Source organism: Chitinophaga sp. SYP-B3965, assembly GCF_009647655.1.
Taxonomy (GTDB): domain Bacteria; phylum Bacteroidota; class Bacteroidia; order Chitinophagales; family Chitinophagaceae; genus Chitinophaga.
Map to the genome: position 1 here is coordinate 236,994 of NZ_WJFD01000003.1, position 19,129 is coordinate 256,122.

18 protein-coding genes are annotated in these 19,129 nt (G+C 44.4%); 6 read left to right on the top strand and 12 right to left on the bottom strand.

What is annotated here, in order from left to right; all coding sequences use genetic code 11:
* Position 1 precedes the first annotated feature (1 nt).
* The gene (locus tag GFS24_RS18715) at positions 2–613 is read right to left on the bottom strand and encodes a phosphatase PAP2 family protein (protein ID WP_153662015.1); all 612 of its coding nucleotides are present in this window, start codon (positions 611–613) and stop codon (positions 2–4) included.
* Positions 614–701: 88 nt separating this feature from the next.
* Here GFS24_RS18715 and GFS24_RS18720 point away from each other — a divergent pair, with 88 nt between their 5' ends.
* On the top strand, positions 702–866 hold the full coding sequence (locus GFS24_RS18720; protein ID WP_153662017.1) for a hypothetical protein: 165 nt from the start codon (positions 702–704) through the stop codon (positions 864–866).
* Here the strand turns inward: GFS24_RS18720 and eutC are convergent.
* From eutC to eat, 3 genes are read right to left on the bottom strand one after another with little or no spacing between them, the layout of a single operon-like run.
* Complete coding sequence (eutC, locus tag GFS24_RS18725; RefSeq protein ID WP_153662019.1) at positions 861–1,571, bottom strand: ethanolamine ammonia-lyase subunit EutC; 711 nt, start codon at positions 1,569–1,571, stop codon at positions 861–863. The two genes, GFS24_RS18720 and eutC, sit on opposite strands and share 6 nt — an antisense overlap.
* Entirely contained in the window at positions 1,571–2,932 is a 1,362-nt protein-coding gene (locus GFS24_RS18730; protein WP_153662021.1) for an ethanolamine ammonia-lyase subunit EutB, read from the bottom strand. Before GFS24_RS18730 ends, eutC begins: the two co-directional genes overlap by 1 nt.
* Positions 2,922–4,220, bottom strand: coding sequence for an ethanolamine permease (gene eat / locus GFS24_RS18735; RefSeq protein WP_153662022.1), 1,299 nt, complete (start codon positions 4,218–4,220; stop codon positions 2,922–2,924). The genes GFS24_RS18730 and eat overlap by 11 nt, the downstream gene beginning before the upstream one ends.
* 183 nt (positions 4,221–4,403) lie before the next feature.
* Between eat and GFS24_RS18740 the strand changes: the two genes are divergently transcribed.
* Entirely contained in the window at positions 4,404–5,111 is a 708-nt protein-coding gene (locus GFS24_RS18740) for a DUF2071 domain-containing protein (protein WP_153662024.1), read from the top strand.
* Positions 5,112–5,178: 67 nt separating this feature from the next.
* On the top strand, positions 5,179–6,216 hold the full coding sequence (locus GFS24_RS18745; protein WP_153662026.1) for a bifunctional transcriptional activator/DNA repair enzyme AdaA: 1,038 nt from the start codon (positions 5,179–5,181) through the stop codon (positions 6,214–6,216).
* 80 nt (positions 6,217–6,296) lie between these two features.
* On the opposite strand, the gene GFS24_RS18750 is transcribed toward GFS24_RS18745, so the two are convergent.
* The 3 genes from GFS24_RS18750 to GFS24_RS18760 all read right to left on the bottom strand — a co-directional run bounded on the left by GFS24_RS18750 (position 6,297) and on the right by GFS24_RS18760 (position 9,013).
* The gene (locus GFS24_RS18750; RefSeq protein ID WP_153662028.1) at positions 6,297–6,803 is read right to left on the bottom strand and encodes a VOC family protein; all 507 of its coding nucleotides are present in this window, start codon (positions 6,801–6,803) and stop codon (positions 6,297–6,299) included.
* An 85-nt stretch (positions 6,804–6,888) separates the two neighbouring features.
* Positions 6,889–8,031 carry a cytochrome c3 family protein gene (locus GFS24_RS18755; protein WP_153662030.1) on the bottom strand — a complete coding sequence of 381 codons (1,143 nt, stop codon included), beginning with the start codon at positions 8,029–8,031 and terminating at the stop codon, positions 6,889–6,891.
* Between the two features lie 61 nt (positions 8,032–8,092).
* Positions 8,093–9,013, bottom strand: coding sequence for an NAD-dependent epimerase/dehydratase family protein (locus GFS24_RS18760; RefSeq protein ID WP_153662032.1), 921 nt, complete (start codon positions 9,011–9,013; stop codon positions 8,093–8,095).
* A gap of 82 nt (positions 9,014–9,095) precedes the next feature.
* Here GFS24_RS18760 and GFS24_RS18765 point away from each other — a divergent pair, with 82 nt between their 5' ends.
* The gene (locus GFS24_RS18765; protein ID WP_153662034.1) at positions 9,096–9,479 is read left to right on the top strand and encodes a response regulator; all 384 of its coding nucleotides are present in this window, start codon (positions 9,096–9,098) and stop codon (positions 9,477–9,479) included.
* Here GFS24_RS18765 and GFS24_RS18770 read toward each other — a convergent pair.
* From GFS24_RS18770 to GFS24_RS18780, 3 genes are read right to left on the bottom strand one after another with little or no spacing between them, the layout of a single operon-like run.
* Positions 9,476–10,300 carry a protein-glutamate O-methyltransferase CheR gene (locus GFS24_RS18770; protein WP_153662036.1) on the bottom strand — a complete coding sequence of 275 codons (825 nt, stop codon included), beginning with the start codon at positions 10,298–10,300 and terminating at the stop codon, positions 9,476–9,478. The genes GFS24_RS18765 and GFS24_RS18770 overlap by 4 nt on opposite strands.
* A complete protein-coding gene (locus GFS24_RS18775; RefSeq protein ID WP_153662038.1) occupies positions 10,297–13,821 on the bottom strand; it encodes a response regulator in 3,525 nt (1,174 codons plus the stop codon). The genes GFS24_RS18770 and GFS24_RS18775 overlap by 4 nt, the downstream gene beginning before the upstream one ends.
* Positions 13,822–13,834: 13 nt before the next feature.
* Complete coding sequence (locus tag GFS24_RS18780; protein WP_153662040.1) at positions 13,835–15,394, bottom strand: response regulator; 1,560 nt, start codon at positions 15,392–15,394, stop codon at positions 13,835–13,837.
* A 238-nt stretch (positions 15,395–15,632) separates the two neighbouring features.
* On the opposite strand from GFS24_RS18780, the gene GFS24_RS18785 reads away from it, so the two are divergent.
* Complete coding sequence (locus GFS24_RS18785; protein WP_153662042.1) at positions 15,633–16,070, top strand: VOC family protein; 438 nt, start codon at positions 15,633–15,635, stop codon at positions 16,068–16,070.
* 37 nt (positions 16,071–16,107) lie between these two features.
* On the opposite strand, the gene GFS24_RS18790 is transcribed toward GFS24_RS18785, so the two are convergent.
* A complete protein-coding gene (locus GFS24_RS18790) occupies positions 16,108–16,956 on the bottom strand; it encodes a TIM barrel protein (RefSeq protein ID WP_153662044.1) in 849 nt (282 codons plus the stop codon).
* A 161-nt stretch (positions 16,957–17,117) separates the two neighbouring features.
* Between GFS24_RS18790 and GFS24_RS18795 the strand changes: the two genes are divergently transcribed.
* Positions 17,118–17,579 carry a YciI family protein gene (locus tag GFS24_RS18795; RefSeq protein WP_153662046.1) on the top strand — a complete coding sequence of 154 codons (462 nt, stop codon included), beginning with the start codon at positions 17,118–17,120 and terminating at the stop codon, positions 17,577–17,579.
* On the opposite strand, the gene GFS24_RS18800 is transcribed toward GFS24_RS18795, so the two are convergent.
* Entirely contained in the window at positions 17,580–19,076 is a 1,497-nt protein-coding gene (locus GFS24_RS18800) for a PepSY domain-containing protein (RefSeq protein WP_153662048.1), read from the bottom strand.
* Positions 19,077–19,129 lie beyond the last annotated feature (53 nt).

Consider the following 19,129-nt stretch of genomic DNA (forward strand, 5'->3'; position numbering starts at 1 on the left):
ACTAAGATAATGCATCCGGATGAGGATGCTTGCGAAAGCTGCTGATACCAGATTCATTCCACCAGATAAAGAGGCGGGAAATAAGGAAGCCTACTATTAATCCAAAGATGGCCCCTCCTACTATGTCCAGCGGATAATGTTTACCCACGTACACCTGCGCATAACCGATCAGGAATGCCCAGATCCAAACCCAATACCAGTTACGGATACCCATATACCGGAAACTCCAGAACCAGAATGCTGCCAGGGCAAAGTGATTAGAGGCATGAGAAGATGGGAAACTATAACGCCCGCCACAGTCTATTAAACGGCGAAGGTGCCCTTCCAGGTCTTCATTATAACAGGGACGTACCCTTTGGAATAAAGGTTTTAATATACTCGCACTTCCGTAATCAGCAATGGCAAAAGTGATCAATGTGCCGATGAGAAAGAACAGGGCTTTGTTCCGCCGGTATTTAATGAGGTAGATCAGTACAAAGAGATACAATGGCACCCAGGTGAGTGCATTGCGTAACAGCAACATAAACGGGTCCAGGAGCTCATTTGTTCCTATCTCGTGAATATTGATGAAAAGGTTTTCATCGAAGTTTTGCAACCATTCTTTCCAGTTCATCCCCTGAAATTCCTAAAGGCATGTTTCCTTATTGTTAAGGGAAGCATTCCTTAACATGGAATTAATAAAAAGGCTTTACATTAGAAGTATGCAAACAGCCCTTATTGTTGTTATTGTTCTTGCAGCCATTGCATTAATCGCTTTCCTGATCAAAAGGAACAAGCGTGACAGGAAGGAATTATTTCCTCCCGGATCTACTGATCCGGTGGAAGAAGAAAAGAAAGAACAGGAAGGTAACGAAGACAGGTTATGAGATACGCAGGTTATAATTATCCTTCAGCATAACACCTGTAAGTTGCAGCCTCAGCGCTTCATGGATGAGATAGTACATTTTTTCCGCTGCCAGCTTATATGGTAATCCTTCAGGGCGGATATTGGAGATGCAATTCCTGGCTTCATCTGTTAAACCAGATCGTGGCTGCCAGGTAAGATAGGCGCCCAGACTATCTGGTGAAGTAAGGCCCGGCCGCTCTCCTATTAATACCAATATCAGTTTCACTTTTAGCAATTCTCCTATTTCATCTCCTATGGCAACACGCCCCTGTTCTACCAACTGCACTGGTGCAAGGGATATTTTCTTTGCCTGCAACATCGGATATAAGTAGTCAAGTACAGGAATGGCATGATGATTAATGGCGGTGGCGGACAAACCATCTACGAGGATAATGGCGAGATCTGCATTTACCGGTGTTAGTGATAACCGGGAATTTTCATTTAGCTGACGGCCTTTATCCGGGCGTTGCAGATATTCCGCCCGGTCAGCAGCTTTGCTGTGTAACAAGTTAACTTCTCCTAATGCATCGATATCTAAAGAAGAATACACAGCATCCCTTGCGTGGGCGTGTGCCAGTTTAAAACGAAGTACTTCCTGTAATGGCATAGCGCTGCCTGTACGCCCTAATGCAATACGTGCTGCCGTAAAGGCCTTTAATTCATGCCATGGATCATCGATGATCATTACAGGTAATTTTTCAGTAACAAGTGAGAGGATGTTACCGGCAGCGATCTGCCATTATCATCCATCAGGCCATATTTCATTAGCCATTGCTCAAACTCTGGAGCTGGTTTCAGTCCTAATACCTGCCTTATGTATAAAGCATCATGGAAAGAGGTGGATTGATAGTTCAGCATAATATCATCTGCCCCAGGCACGCCCATAATAAAGTTACAACCTGCTACACCCAGCAGGGTTAAAAGATTATCCATATCATCCTGATCTGCATTGGCGTGGTTTGTATAACAGACATCAACACCCATCGGTAATCCAAGGAGTTTACCACAAAAGTGATCTTCCAATGCTGCCCGGATGATCTGTTTGCCATCGAATAAATACTCGGGACCAATAAACCCTACTACCGTATTCACAAGCAGTGGATTGAAATGCCTTGCAACACCATACGCTCTTGCTTCACAGGTTTGCTGATCTACCCCTTCATGTGCATTGGCAGATAAACTGCTGCCCTGCCCTGTTTCAAAGTACATCACATTATTGCCGATGGTACCGCGTTGCAATGACAAAGCGGCTTCATAGGCTTCTTTCAACAATGAAAGCTGAATACCAAAACTGCTGTTTGTTTTTTCTGTACCGCCGATGGATTGAAACACCAGATCTACCGGTGCTTTGCCCATGATCTGCAAGGCAGTGGTAACATGGCATAATACGCAGGACTGTGTTGGGATATCAAACTGCTGCCTCAGTTGATCAATGAGTGTTAATAATCCTGTTACAGCTGCTGGACTGTCAGTAGCCGGATTGATACCGATCACTGCATCCCCACTGCCATACAGTAAACCGTCCATCATAGCGGCGGCGATCCCTTTGGGATCATCTGTATTATGATTGGGCTGTAACCGTACGGATAACCTTCCCTTCAAACCTATGGTGTTGCGGAAACGGGTGATCACTTCAATCTTTTTTGCCACACTGATCAGGTCCTGGTTGCGCATTAGTTTTGATACGGCTGCTACCATTTCAGGAGTTAATCCTTTTGATACAGTCAGATCAGCATAATCGCTCAGCAACCAATCGCGGAAATCACCTACGGTAAAATGGGATATGGGAGCAAAGGCGGTTGCATCATGTGTATCTATGATCAACCTGGTGATCTCATCTGTTTCATATGGAATAACCGCTTCCTGCAGAAAGGTCTTTAAGGGTACATCAGCCAGTGCCATTTGCGCCGCTACTCTTTCTTCATAAGTATCAGCTGCCAGGCCCGCCAGTGCATCTCCCGACCTATATGGCGAGGCTTTTGCCAGCAAGGTCTTCAGATCGCTGAAAGAGTAGGTATGTTGTTGTATGGTGGTTTTATAAGCCATACTTTACTTTTCGTTTTTGTACCAATGCATAAGAAATCCAGACAGCCAATAATCCCACAAAAAAAATAACACTAAGCCAGACATTATAATAAATGATCGCTACCAGGGAAATCAAAGATAAGCCCAATGCTATAATCGGGAACAAAGGATAAAAAGGCACTTTGAATGGTCTTTCTAATTGTGGTTCTTTCTTTCTCAATATAAAAAGACTGATCATACTGATCACATACATCACAATAGCCCCTAATACAGAGAGGATCACCAGCTGATCAGTTCGTCCGATCAACAATGCGATGATCCCTGCGAACGCACCAACGAGCAATGCCACATAAGGTGTTTGTCTTTTACTACTGATCATGGCCAGTATGGCGGGTAAATAACCTTCGCGGGCCAGGGCAAAGATCTGGCGGGAGTAACTGATGATAATGCCATTGAAAGAGGCTATCAATCCAAATAATCCGATGCCGGCAAATATTTTAGTAATGCTGTTATCTTTACCTAATACGATCCCGATGGCCTCCGGTAATGGATAATCAATAGCAGATAAACGTTGCCAGTTGGTAATGCCGCCGGTAAAGACCATCACGGCAATAGCCAAAAGTACCAGCGTTAATATTCCTGAAATATATCCAATAGGAATGTTACGCGCAGGGTTCTTCACTTCTTCTGCCACCATGGCAACACCCTCTATACATACATATAACCATATCGCAAAAGGCAAAGCAGCAAAAACGCCACTGTAACCAAAAGGCAATGCATCTTTCAGAAAATTCGCCATCTGAAAATGAGGTGCCACGATACCCAGGTATACCAATAATTCCACTACAGCCAGCAAGGTAAAGAGTAATGTGAAAGAGGCTGATTCTTTGATCCCCAACAGATTAACCCCAGTAAGTAAAATGTACACCGTTATTGCCGACCATAATACAGGAATAGCAGGATGCAGGAAATGCAGATAGTTCCCTAAGGCCAAAGCAATGGCTGGAGTGGCCAGCAAAAATTCAACCAGTGTGGCATAACCGGCAATCAATCCTCCTGTTGGACCAAGCGCTCTTTGGGCATATGAAAAAGGACCGCCTGCCTGTGGAATGGCGGTGGTTAATTCTGTAAAACTGAAAATGAAAGTGATGTATAAAACAGTGATGATGATGGTGGCGAGCAAGAATCCTATTGTTCCTGCTACTCCCCATCCGTAATTCCAGCCGAAGTATTCACCTGATATGACAAGGCCTACTGAAATGGCCCATAAATGGATGGGCCGGATAGCTTTCTTTAGGGAAGAGGCCATATTAATATTTTGGTTATATAATAGAAGCAGGTGACATTATTGATCTGCTTGAATAAAATACAACAAACTTTTAATTAATAGAGACTATTTGATATTAAATAATACAATTCTTTCGATTGTCCCATAAATACAAATAAATAACATTTATCTCATTCCGGATATTTAGTTACTTACCTTAGTAACATGAACTTCCCAGCAATACATGGCCTTATCGACCGTCGCATCCTGATCAATTTCACCGCAGATCCTGATGCTGTTCAGCAAATCCTTCCTGCCCCTTTCCGGCCTAAGATCTATAAGGGCAAAGCTATTGTGGGTGTTTGCCTCATCAGGCTGAAAAATATTAAGCCAAAAGGTTTCCCGGATCTTATGGGGATCGGATCTGAAAATGGCGCACACCGTATTGCAGTTGAATGGGATGAGGAAGGCGAAACGAAAGAAGGCGTTTACGTTCCGCGCAGGGATACTTCTTCCAGGTTAAATGCATTTGCCGGCGGGAGGATCTTTCCCGGTAAACATTATCTCGCGAAGTTCAATGTAAAAGAAGCAAACGGTAATTACCATGTGAATTTCACCAGTTCTGACAATACCAATATTTCCATAGATGCGAAAACAACGGACCAGTTTCCACCCGGTTCTATTTTCCAGACATTAGAAAGTGCCTCCGACTTCTTCAAAAAAGGATCGCTTGGTTATTCTCCTGATGGAAACAAATTTCAAGGGTTAAAACTTCATATCAATGAATGGAAAGTACAACCATTGGAGGTATTGGACGTACATTCCAGCTTCTTCGAAAATGAAACCCTCTTTAAAAAAGATACTGTTCATTTCGACAATGCGCTTTTAATGACGAAAATTGAACACGAGTGGCATAGCGCCGGCAGCAAATAAAAATACTTGTCAATTTTCCGGTTGTTCACCTGATTTGCCTGGCCTACTTTTGACAAAAGAATTGAAAATGCTGACGAACGATATCATGTATGATGCGCTGCTTAACAAGGATGTTTCCTATGAAGGAACGTTCATTGCTGCGGTCAAAACTACCGGAATATTCTGCCGGCCTACCTGCACAGCCAGGAAACCTAAAAAAGAGAATGTAGAATTTTTCAAGACAGCCAAGGAAGCTATCTTAAGAGGATACAGGCCCTGCAAAGTTTGCAGTCCATTAGAAAAAATGGGCGAAACCCCGGATGTGATAAAAGACATCCTGGATGAATTGAATGCAAACCCCTCCCTGAAATTTAAAGACTGGGACCTGCTTCAAAAAGGGATCGAGCCCAGCAAAATAAGAAGATGGTTCCTTAAAAATCACGGCGTCACCTTTCATGCTTATCAAAGGATGTTCCGGATCAATTCTGCTTTTTCTAAAATACAAAGCGGAGAAGCGATCACCTCTGTGGCTTATGATGCAGGGTATGAATCGCTAAGCGGTTTTTCAGACTCCTTCAAATCTGTATTTGGTGTATCTCCTGCAAATAGCAAGGATAAAAAGATCATCAATATCACCCGGATCGAAACACCGTTGGGTACTATGTTTGCCTGTGCTACGGAACAAGGCATCTGCCTGTTGGAATTTACAGACCGTAAAATGCTGGAGTCCCAATTGAAGATCCTGGCCAGAAGGATCAATGCCAATATTATCCAGGGCGCCAACAAACATTTTGATCAGTTAAAGCAAGAACTGGATGAATACTTTGAAGGGAAAAGAAAAGTATTCACTGTTCCCCTATTCACCCCTGGTACTGAATTTCAGCAGGCAGTATGGGAGAAATTACAAACCATTCCCTTCGGCACAACCCGCTCTTACTCGCAACAGGCTGTTATCCTGGGAAAACCGCAGGCAGTACGCGCAGTGGGTAATGCAAACGGTATGAACAGGATCTCCATCATCATCCCCTGCCACAGAGTAATTGGTGAAGACGGCAACCTCACTGGTTATGGTGGCGGTATATTCAGAAAGCAATGGCTGCTGGATTTTGAAAGATCAAATCAGTAAGCCAGAAGGTTGATCCTTTTAATATCTATCATCTTCATCGTAAGCAGGGCTGACTCATGGCCAACCCTGCTTGACTACATTTATTTCCCAAATGCTTTTTCCAGTTCAGCGATGTCCAGTTTCTTCATCTGGAATACTGCTTTGGTCACCTTCGCTACTTTAGTGGCATCAGGGTCTTGCATCATATCTGTGAGAACGGTGGGAACAATTTGCCATGATACGCCGAACTTATCTTTCAGCCATCCGCACATTTGTGCTTTTTCATCACCGCCTTCACCCAGTTTCTCCCAGTAGTAGTCTACTTCTTTTTGATCTTTGCAATTAACGATGAAGGAGATAGCCTCATTGAACTTGAAATGGGGTCCTCCATTCAGGGCCACGAACTCCTGTCCTTCGAGGATGAATTCCATCGTCAGTACAGTGCCTTCAGCCATACCATGAAATTCGAACCCTTCTGCAGTATAGTAAGTTTTACGGCCAATCTTTCCATCTTTGAAAATAGAGAGATAATAATTAACGGCTTCTTCTGCCTCTTTATTAAACCAAAGGTTTGAGGTGATCTTCTGATTTGAAAGTCTCTTTTCCATTGTTTACATTTTATACCACAAAAATAGGTTCCCCGTTTTACCTGGAAGGGGTGTAATAACGAATAAAATGGGGTGGTTTGCGACACTATTTCAAACGGGTATAAATGGCAATCAGGTGAGTACGGACGGAATCTGCCGTTGGGCTTGTTTCTCCGTTCGCTAATAAGGTAATAGCATTGGAAGGAAGGGCTGGCATATGGCAATCGATACAGTTATCCGTAAGAACGGCTGTTTTATGATTAGTTGTTTTATGGCAGTTCATGCAGCGTTGGGAAAACACCTGCAGGTCATTCTTTTCACTGGTATGGGGATTGTGACAGGAAGAGCAATCCATCATCCCTTTGCTTTTCATAAAACATTTGCTCGCCGTTAATAACTGGTATTGGTTACCATGTACATCCATTTCCTGTGGTCTGGCAGGGCGGCTGAGATCAGGGTAAATATAATCAGATAGTGCGTCTCCGGGTTTGAAGCCGAAAGGGTTCTTTTGAGGGGTCTTTAATCCGGAATGGCAGATAGCGCACATATCCAGTTGTTGCTGGTTGTTTAAATCCCTGATCCTTGTAATGTGCCGGCCCTCTTTTTCTTCCGGGTGTGCCATGTGGAATTGTACATGTTCTGCTGCGGGGCCATGGCATCGCTGGCAATCAATCCCAAACACCATTTTGTTCCGCTCAAACTCTTCGTCAATGTGCAGCCTTTCCATCTTCACTTCCTTCAGGGCCACCATGGAACTATGGCAGCCAAAGCAGGTGCTGGGGATCATCCTGTCGAATTTAGGATGTGTAGCAGGGAAGCCGGGGCTGTTTGCCCATTTTCCCGCTGGTACGAAATAGGATATGGGTAACTGGAAATAGCGGCCGTCTTTCCAATAGAGATAGGTTTGTGCTTTTCTTCCGGAACCGATGGTGATATCAAAGCGGTGCGTTTCCTGATCCCCTACCTGGAATAGCCCGCTATCGCGTTGTTCCATTAATACCTTTGATCCATTACTGTAATGGAACACATTATCCGGTGATATAAAGCTGCCTTTAACGTTTGAGGGACTGGAAGTAATGCTGTGAGCAGAAGATATATAAGTGTCGTAAATATTCTTGTGGCAGGTGGCGCAGCTGGTGGCTTCTGCAAACTGCTCTCCCCGCAGATATGTCTTTTCTCCAACGCATTGGGAAAGGATGATGATACAGGAGATAATAAAGCAGCAGACGATCAGCTGGCGTGGATGCATAACGTGGGATTATTACTAAATATACTAAAAAAGCCAGTGCATGATGCACTGGCTTTTTACTTTATCCCTTTACCGTTGCACGGATCCCTTCTTCATAAGTTGTTGGCGTAAATTGAAAGCGTTTGTTAAACTTGCTGCTGTCGAAAATATAGTCGCGATCGTATTGATAGAACATCTCTGCCAGTTCCTTCATGATAGGCACGAATAATCCTATGGCGCTGGCCATCCATTGCGGTAATGCGGAGAACTTTGGTGCTACGTTCATTTCTTTCGCGAAAAGTTCTATGAACTGCCGGCCGGTCAAAGCGTTAGGGTTCGTTGGCAAATGCCATACCTGGTTAAAGGCATCTGGTGTATTGCCGAGCAAAGCGGTTCCTTTGGCAGCATCAGGCCCATAAGTGTAAGTGTGTTTCTTCTCTGCGCTGGCAAACCAATTGGCTTTTTTGCCTTGCAGGAAGTTCTTATACACCACTTCATTCAGTACAGAGGTATTGCCTTTACCGGGACCATAAAAGTCCGCAGCACGGGCAATGACTGCGGTAAGCTGTTGTTGCTTTACTTCGTCCATCAGCATTTGTAGAATGGCTGCACGTACCTTTCCTTTTTTGCTGGGTGGGTTGATGGGAGATTCCTCCGTCATGTGCGGGATAGCTGTTTTATCGTACATGTACACATTGTCAAAGAAAACCAGTTTGGCTTTATATTCTTTGCAGGCATCGATCACATTCCGCATGAGGGCAGGCCATTCTTTGCGCCATACCTTAATACTGTATGGGAAACCGATCACGAGATACACTATTGCTGATCCCTCAATGGCTTTAAAAACCTGGCTCCGGTCTGTAAGGTCTGCCGGAAAGAGTTCATCTCCTTCATTCACTTTTACCGGCTTGCGGCTCACGAGGCGGATCTTGTTTGTATAGGCGGCCAGTTCTTTGGCTAAAGGTTGTCCTATAGTTCCGCCAGCACCGAGAATAGTTTGCATAGGATTCAATTTTGTTTTGCAATGTAAGGGAAATTCCTGCCAGAGAATTGTTATATTTGTACACCTTAGATCCTTAACAACAATGGCGGAAAAAATCACCTGTTTGCTTATAGACGATGACCTGGATGACCAGGAGATATTTAAACTGGCGCTGCAAGATGTAAATGATACGGTACAATTCCTTACTGCCAACGATGGCGCTGCCGGGCTGCAACTATTAAATGCCACGGAAAACCTTACACCGCATTACATTTTCCTGGACCTTAACATGCCCCGCATGGGTGGAAAAGATTGCCTCGCGGCCATCCGTAATATCCCCCACCTTTCAGAGATCCCCGTGATCATTTATTCTACCTCTTCAGATCCCAGGGATATACGGGAAACAAAATCACTGGGCGCCAGCGATTACATCGTAAAGCAATTCGACATCAATTCTTTAAAGGATATCCTCTCCCAGTATTTCTAATTGATCTTCTGCCAGATCCTTTGCCGTTGCGCGAACTGTTTATATCGGGGTGCAATAGTGGAGTATTTGAGACTTTCTTTCCCTCCCAACGCAATGAAACCTGAAGGTTCAAGGCTGTTATCCATCAGCTGAAGCGCTTTATTCTGTAGCTTTTTGGAAAAGTAGATCAGCACATTCCTGCAAATGATCAGTTGAAATTCATTGAATGAACCATCTGACACCAGGTTGTGCGGGGAAATAACAATGCGTTTCAGGAGCCCTTCGTCTAACTTGGCCCAATCATATTTGGCGGTGTAGTACCTGGAAAAATCCTGCGTACCACCGGATTGTATATAATTTTCAGAATACTGTTTCATGTACCGCAGAGGATAGATGCCTTTACGCAAAACTTCCAGTACAGCCGGGTTGATATCTGTAGCATATAACAACGAACGCTGCAGCAGGCCAGCCTCCTTAAGCAGGATAGCCATTGAATATACTTCCTCTCCGGTGGAACAACCTGCATGCCAGATACGAATAAACGGATGATGCGCCAGTTGCGGCAATACCTCTTCCCGCAAGCGTTGGAAGAATAACGGGTCCCGGAACATCTCTGTTACATTCACCGTCAGCTCTTCTACAAAATGCCGGAAATAAACAGCATCCTGCATCACCTTTTGGTGGAAGTCCCCGAAACGGCCGAATTTATCCAGCGTATATAACCTGTTCAATCTCCTTTTCATGGAAGGAAAGGCATAATCGCTGAAATCATAACCATACTCCTCCATCACATCCTTCAGCAGGATATCTATCTGCTCATCCGTCAATTCAAGATCACTCATTTGTTGCTATCATATAACCATACCCGTAATAAAGATATTAACTGGTCGATATCCACTGGTTTGCTGATGTAATCAGAAGCGCCGGCGGAGATACATTTCTCCCTGTCTCCTTTCATGGCCTTGGCCGTTACCGCTATTACCGGCAGTTTTTTAAACTGAGGGTCTGCTTTGATCTGGCGGGTAGATTCATATCCGTCCATTTCAGGCATCATCATATCCATCAGTACAATATCTACCTGCGGATTCTTTTTCAGTTGTTTCAGTGCTTCTTTTCCATCCATGGCAGAGATCACACGCATGTTGTAAGTTTCCAGTGCTTTGGTGAGCGCAAAGATGTTCCTCACATCATCATCTGCCAGCAGGACTGTTTTATCCTTCAGCACATCATGCAACATACCTAAACCATTACCATTCCGTTCACCTTCTTTTTTCGCCTGCATAAGGTGCAGGAATAAAGACACTTCATCCATGATGCGCTGATAGGAGTTAGCCACCTTTACGACGATGGAATCTGCATATTGTTTGATACGCTGCTCTTCTTCTCCGGAAATGTTCTTACCTGTAAAGATGATGATCGGTACATTCTCCAGGCCTGGATGTTTTTTCACTTCGTCCAGCATATCATACGATTGCTCTCCGGCGGCGCCCATATCCAGGATCACACAGTTCACTTCTTTCTTTTGCAGGGAATCGATGCTATCTGTGATATTATTCCTGATCTGTGTATGTACGGAAAAATTCTCCAGGTAATAGGCCAGTGCTTTGGCGTGTTTGATGTTCTCTTCCACGATCAGCACTTTGCGGGAATTGCTGCTCAGGATCTGTTCTATCTTTGCAAAAACATCATCCATCTTTCCATAGGACACCGGTTTGTCGATAAAATCCACGGCTCCTTTGGAAAGGCTTTTAAACCGGGCTTCGTAAGATGACATGATATGTACCGGAATATGGCGTGTAACGTTGTTATTCTTCAGCTCTTCCATTACTTCCCAGCCATCTTTCACCGGCAGCTGGATATCCAGCAGGATGCCCTTGGGCTGGTATTGCAGGGTGAGGGATAACGCTTCATCTCCTCTTACGGTTACAATCCCTTTGTATCCTTTCTGACGCGTGAAGTCCAGCAAGTATTGTGCAAATGTTCTGTCGTCTTCGATGATCAGGATCACCGGATCGCCAGGGTTCACGTCATTACGGTCATCCGGTACGTGTTCAGGGATCACGGCGCTTACAAAACGAGGTTCTCTTTTTGGGAGTAATGGTGTATCCTGTATCACAGAAGGAGTAACAGGTATGCGTACTTCAAATTCGCTGCCCGCCCCTTGTTCACTTCTCACATGGATGTTGCCGCCTAACAGTTTCACCAGTTCTTTGCTGATGGAAAGGCCCAGTCCTGTGCCACCAAATTTCCGGCGGGTGGAACCATCTTCCTGCTGGAAGGCTTCAAAGATCACCTGTTGTTTATCTTTTGAAATGCCGATACCGGTATCTTTTACTGTAAAGACCACTATACCGTGATCTTTTTCATCTTCTGCTATATTCAATGATACCGTTCCTTCTGTCGTAAATTTCAATGCGTTGGAAAGCAGGTTGCGAATGATCTGTTCCAGCCTTTGCCGGTCTGTTTCGATCATGGCGGGCATCCTTCCATCCGTATGCACCTCAAATGAAAGCCCTTTTTCTTTTGCCACCGGGCCAAACAAGGCATTCATTTCCTGCGCTATTTCCCGAAGGTTCACTTCGGAAAAGCTGAGGTCCATTTTGCCGGCTTCAATACGGGAGAGGTCTAATATTTCATCAATGAGGCTCAGCAAACCTTTCCCGGAATTCTGGATCACCTGGGCATATTCCAGTTGTTCTTCCGTGAGGTTCTCTTTATTGTTCTCTCCCATCAGGCGGGATAAGAGCAGGATGGAATTCAATGGTGTCCGCAATTCATGGCTCATATTGGCCAGGAACTCTGATTTATATTTTGAGCTCAGTGCCAGTTCAGACACCTTCTGCTGAATGTCCCTGTTCCGTTCAATGATGAGTTGATTCCGTTCTTCCAGTTCTTCGTTGGTCTGTACCAGTTCTTCCTGTTGCACGCGCAGTTCTTCTTCTGAAGCCTGCAGTTTTTCCGCCTGCAATTCCAGTTCGCTGTTGATGTTTTCCAGCTCGTTATGTTGTGCCTGTAATTCTTCTGCCTGGGATTGTGTTTCTTCCAGTAATTCCTGTAAGCGCTTGCGGCCTTCTACACTGAACAGTACGGTGCCGATGCTGTGGGATGCGGCTTCGAGGAATTCAAGTACCCGTTGCGGATAAGGATGCGCAGCTGCCAGTTCTACTACACCAACCACTTTACGTTCATGGAACATAGGTACTGCAATAATATTGGCAGGTTTTATTGCACCGGAGACATGATGTAAGATCAGCAGATCTTCCCTTACTTCTTTCAGGTGCAGGATACGTTTGCTTTCTGCAGCCTGGCCGGCTAAACCTTTTCCGTAAGAAATGTATTCACTTCCTTCTCCATCAAAAGCGAAACCTTTGATGAAACGTAGTGTGCTATCGTTCTCCGCCACATAGAATCCTGCAATGTGACTTTCTGTATAAGCAGTAAGGTGATCCACGATCTGGCCAGCCAGTACCCGCACATCATATTCACCCAGCATTTTATCGTTCAGCGTGGCAATACCTGTTTGCAACCATTCTTTATCTTTCAGCTGGTCAAATGAAAACTTCAGTGAACCGGCCATTTTATTCAACGATACAGAAAGAATGCCTAATCCGTCCTGCCCTTCATCCGCCACACGCACTTCATAATCTCCGTCAGACACTCTGCCGGCTACGCCCTGGATGATCCTGATCCTTCTGTCAATATCCGCATCTTTTACTTCTAATGCGAGTTGCATTTCCAAACGGCGTCTGAAATCTGCATTTACCCTTAAAAAGGAGATGACGGTAATGAGCAGGGCCAGTAAAGCGGCGATGATAATAAATGTAGGGGTGGATGCAGCGAATTCATTCAACTTGGCAGTACGCACGGCCAGTAGTTTTGTTTCCCGGTCTTTCATGACCGCCACCAACTCACGTGCCCGATCCATGAACAGTTTGCCTCTTTCCATGTCTGCCACTGTTACATCTTCACCCCGTTTGCTTTTATCTATATTAGCTTTTAGTACCGCCATCCTTTGCCCGGAAACTTCCAGCAGATGTTTGGCATCTGCTTGCTGTAAGGGATTATCTACTGTAAGGTCCTGGAAATTCCGGATGTTCTTCCGGATGGAATCTTCTGCCCCATTGTACGGCGCCAGAAAATCTGCATTATTGGTGATCAGGAATCCCCGTTGTGCTGTTTCCGCATCTTTCATTCCTGAGATAGATGCTTCCAGTTCATGCAACACCTGGTTGGTATGATCTACCATGTCTGCACTAAAGATCAGGTTCCGGATGCTTATATAAGAAGCAACGGAAGTGAAGATGAGCAGCACTAATGAAAAACCGAATCCTATCACGAGGTTCCGCTGGAAAGTTGACTTCATTTTCCTAAGCAAGTTATGATTGTTTTAAAGGGAGCATGATGTAAAAAGTACTGCCTTTGCCTTCTTCGCTGTGGGCAGTGATCAATCCGTTGTGTGTATCAATGATCTTTTTAACGATGGCCAGTCCTATTCCTGTGCCTTCATATTCTGCCCTGCCATGCAGGCGCTGGAAGATCACGAAGATCTTATTCAGATACACCTCATTAAATCCAATACCATTATCCTGTACGGCAATCCGGCAATAAGCGCCTTCTTTGTCTGGCGGGCTATTCAATGACAGATCACTTACTATCTCTGCGCTGATGTGAATATCCGGTGGTATACCTTCCCGGGAAAACTTGAGTGCATTACTGAGTATGTTCTGAAAAACCTGGCGGATCTGTGCGGCAATGGCATGTATAACAGGTATCTCTCCTACCCGGATCACTGCTTTCTTCTCTTCTATTAATAATTCCATATCATCCATGATCTCCAGGATGATGGTATTAAAGTTGGCAGGTTGAAAAACGTCTCCTATCGCTAATTTGGAATAGTCTAAAAGATCTGTGATCAGCTTGTTCATCCTGGCGGCGGAATGTACTACCCTGTTGAGGTATCCGTTGGCTTCCGGCTGTTCATGCCCGAATTTGCTGCTGATCATATTACTGAACACCTGGATCTTGCGAAGTGGTTCTTTGAGATCATGAGATGCCACGTAAGCAAATTGCTGTAATTCGTGGTTGCTGTTCTCCAGTTCCTTATTTGCTTCCTGCAAGGCTTTGGTGCGTTCATTCACTCTTTCTTCCAGTAATTGGGTGGTTTTCTTCTGTTCATGTATATCGGTGAACATACCTACCCACTTTACTACCTGGCCTTGTTTGCGTACAGGCGTTAATGTGAGTGAATGATACCTGTATTCGGGTGTGTCCAGCAATTTGAGCAGTACTTCTGTTACCTGTTGCTGACCACTTTCTACTGCTTTGGCTACGCTGTGGATGACGATATGGTCGTTATCAGGGAAATGTGATCTGTCTGGCGAAAACCGGTACCAATATTGGTTCACATATTCTATGTGGCCTTGTTCATTCAATGTAAATGCGATCTGTGGAATGGACTCCAGCACAGAGCGCAACTCTTCCAGGCTTTGCACAAGGGCATCCTGTGCGTTCTTACGTTCTGCTATTTCATCCTGTAATTCCTTCTGCATCTCATTCAGTTCTCTCGTCTGCTGATTGAGACGATAGAAAGTGCCTACTTTTAATAAGAGGATGTCCGGATCAAAAGGTTTAGTCACATAATCCAAACCGCCGGTGAGATAACCCTTTTCAATAAATTTCTTTTCCACGTTAACGGCGGAAAGAAAAATGATAGGGATATCTTTCGACTTACTATATCCTGTAATCGCTTCTGCTACTTCAAAACCATCCATGCCGGGCATTTGCACATCCAGGATGATCAGAAAGTAGGTGTTCTTCAAAATCTTCCGCAAAGCTTCTTCCCCCGAAGAAGCGGTATCCACCTTGTACCGGTTTAATTCCAGCAGCTTCTGTAGGGAATAGATATTTTCGGGACGGTCATCTACTATAAGAATCATAATGGGCACAGCTAAAGGGAGGCAATTTATTACATTTTACAGCCTTAAGGCTGTAGATTCTTCTCTACACTTAACACATTGTGTTACAGCTGTTTAATATTGGCATAGTATGTGAGGATCGGAAACCCCGTGATGGGGCGCGGGTTTCCGGGTTTGTCGAAAAGCACTTCTTTATTGTCGCTTTTCCCCCGTCTTAAAGTTGTTTTCTGCAGGTAGCTTTATATAAAATCTGAAACAAATGCAAAAGATCACTCCATTTTTATGGTTCGACAACAACCTGGAAGAAGCCATCAATTTTTATTCTACTGTTTTTAAAAATGCAAAGATCAGCAGTATCAATCCGATGTCTGCCACTTTTGAACTGGAAGGGCAGCAATTCATGGCATTGAATGGCGGGCCGCATTTTAAATTCAATGAAGCAGTTTCGTTTTTTGTAAATGTAGAAACACAGGAAGAGGTAGATTATTACTGGAATAAGTTAACTGCAGATGGAGGCGCTGAAAGCAGATGCGGATGGCTGAAGGATAAGTTTGGGTTGTCCTGGCAGATCATACCTTCTATCCTCGGGAAACTGATGGGGGATAAAGATCCGGTTAAAGCGAAGAAAGTGATAGATGCGATGCTTACGATGAATAAGATAGATGTGAAAGGATTACAGGAGGCGTATGAGTCATAATAAAACGGGGAGGTATTGCGCCTCCCCGCTTTCATAATTATTTCTCTACAGTATTGATCACACCTCTGAAATAACCGGTGGATTCAGCGATCCCGGGTAAAGGATCACTCATATCCTTTTCGTATTCTATGCTGCAAATACCCTGGTATTTTGCTTTATCCAGTGCAGCAATAAATGCGGGAAAATCTATCACACCTCTTCCGATCTCTGTTGCCTTTCCGTCTTTCGCGGCAAGGGTAACATCTTTAATGTGCAGATCAAAAATCCGGTTCTTGTAGGCCAGTACAGCTTTTCCTGGTTCTTCGCCGGCACGCATAGCGTGACCGATATCTAAACAGATACCCATACGTGCATCCCTGTTTTTGATCAGGTCATACACATTTTTAGGACCGGGATACAGTTTATCTTCTGGTCCGTGGTTATGGATAGCAATCTTGATGTTATACTGTTTTACTTTTTCTTCTGTATAATCCAGTAACTCGGGATTGGGAACACCTACGATCAGGGGAACGCCTACTTTCTTAGCATACTCAAATGCTTCATCTACCGCAGCTTTCGTTTTCATATAGATAACGCCTACTGCATACACATTGATACCGGCTGCGGAGAATTTGGCCAATACTTCCTGGATCTTCTCCGGGCTGCTGTTCAATGGTAAGTGGATATCCTTTATTGAAATATACTTAATGGCTACCCTGTTCATGATCCCAATGGCCTTATCCACATCGAATTTGGCAAAGGTGTAACCCGCCATGCCTACCGGCAGGTGGTCTTTCTTATCAATACTTTTCCTGGTACCACTGCTGGCGGATGCTACAAACGGAGCAACGGTGGTGGCTGCTACACCTAATGCGGCATGCAATAGAAAATCCCTTCTTGAAGACATGTTTGATGGATTAATTGTAAATGACTGATAGACCAAGTTCTTTAAAAAAACCGGCATTTGCAATGGATTGCAATTAAAATAGTCAGTTAGTTGATTTTCAATAGCTTATAAATTTGAATACTTGCTGGGAGCGACTTATATTTGGTATAAACAGTGCACGCATGAAACATATCATTCTACCCCTGCTCCTTATTTGCGGATCTTATTTCCACTCCTCCGCACAATCAGAAAATCCCAAATACGATAAAGCACTTGCAGACAGTCTTGGTGCTGATAAGTACGGCATGAAAATGTATTTCCTCGTGATCCTGAAAACAGGCAGTAACGCCGTTACGGACAAAGAAAAACTGGGAGAACTCTTTACAGGCCATATGGCCAACATCAACAAACTGGTGAAGGATGGCAAAATGGTTATTGCCGGGCCATTGGGGAAAAACGACAAACAATACCGTGGTATATTCGTCCTGAACGTTAAGACCAGGGAAGAAGTGGATGCATTACTGGAAGGCGATCCTGTTCTCAAAGAGAAAGTGATGGAAGCGGAAATATATCCCTGGTATGGCTCCGCGGCATTACCCAAATACCTGGAATACCATGAAAAGGTGGAACAAACAAAACATTAGTTAAAAGAAATCCATCCCTGTATTCATCAGTAAAAAATAACAGGCAAGGTATACTACCAAAAAGGAAAATGACCAGGCGAAGTAACGGATGATTCCGCGACTGCCTTTTTGGAAGGGTGCGAAGAAAAGCAGGTTGATGCCCCAAACCGGTAAAGCCACCACAAAATTGATCACCACCAGCAGACAAGTGAAGGTAATAGCAAATACGGCGGGTTGGATTACTATGCCTGAGGGAAGCCCATATAATGCCCCAATCGCAATACTGCTCAGCACTACCCAGAAAGCATAACGGAATCCCTTTTTCAGATTGAAGTAAAAATAATGCCATCTGTAACGGAAGGTGAGTGTGATCAGGTCTGTTATGGCTGCATTGCTATTTACTTTTTCCTTTTGCTTCCGGAAGCGTGGCCACCAGATAATAAATCCTGTTACAAATAAGACCAATGGCATGAGGCCTCCCAGTAATGCGAGGATCTTTGTAGGCATACCACCAAAGCTGCCATAGTGGATAGGTGTAAGCCAGCTCAGATAAGCATTGCCTGAATTGGGGAAATCTGAGCGGCTGTTCAATAATACTTTACCAGTGTATTGATCCAGGATGAGCATTTCCCGTTTGCCGCTTTTGGGCAACCCTGCTCCTATTACATCCAGGCGGTAATTTCCCGAACTGTCTAAAGGGAAAGCAACACCGGCAATTTGTACACCCGGCATGGCTTCATTTGCAATGGACACCACATCTTTCAAAGGCAATGTGCGCGCACCTTCCGTGTAAGTGGATTTTGCGCCTAACAATGAAGCTACTCCCTGTGGTGATTGTCCATTTAATACAAAGAGCAATGCGATCACCAATGGGGAGAAAGTGATGCAAACGCCTGTAAGTGCCAGCAATGTTACAACGGGGGCTGAATAAAAGCCCAGCACATTGTGCCAGTCGTAGTTCTGGCGTTTGAACCCAGCACTGAATTTTATGGTCAACACTGACTTTAACTGATTCCATTTGGCGGGGATCCATAAGCGGAGACCACTGATAGTAAGGGCCAGCAGGCACAATGTGGCTAAGCCAACAATATAACGGCCTGCTGTGGGCACAAGCAATGTACGATGCAGTTCTGTAACAATATGAATGAAAGAGCTTTCATGCAAGCGTTTTCCACTTAATTCTGCGGTATAGGGATTGATAAAGTATTCGTCTTCTGTTTTAAAATTAAATAAGCGGTAGGCGAGGTTAGGTTTATCTACCTCCATCAGCATATAACTGAATTGCAGCTGGGGGTGTTTCTGCCGGATGAGAGGTTCGATCTCAGCAAAGGACATCTTGTGCTGCTGCTCCGTAACTATAAATAATTCCGGGTTTAAAGCACGGTCTATTTCATCCTGGAAAACTAATATGCTGCCGGTAACTCCTACAAATGCCACGATGGCTCCTGCAATAATTCCCAGGTATACATGCCACTTTCCAAACCAGCGTTGCTGATGCTTTGCCCATTGAAGTTTCATAAGGGTGCAAATGTGGTGAAAAACAAGCTGGGTGGTTTACGCAAAAGGGAAAG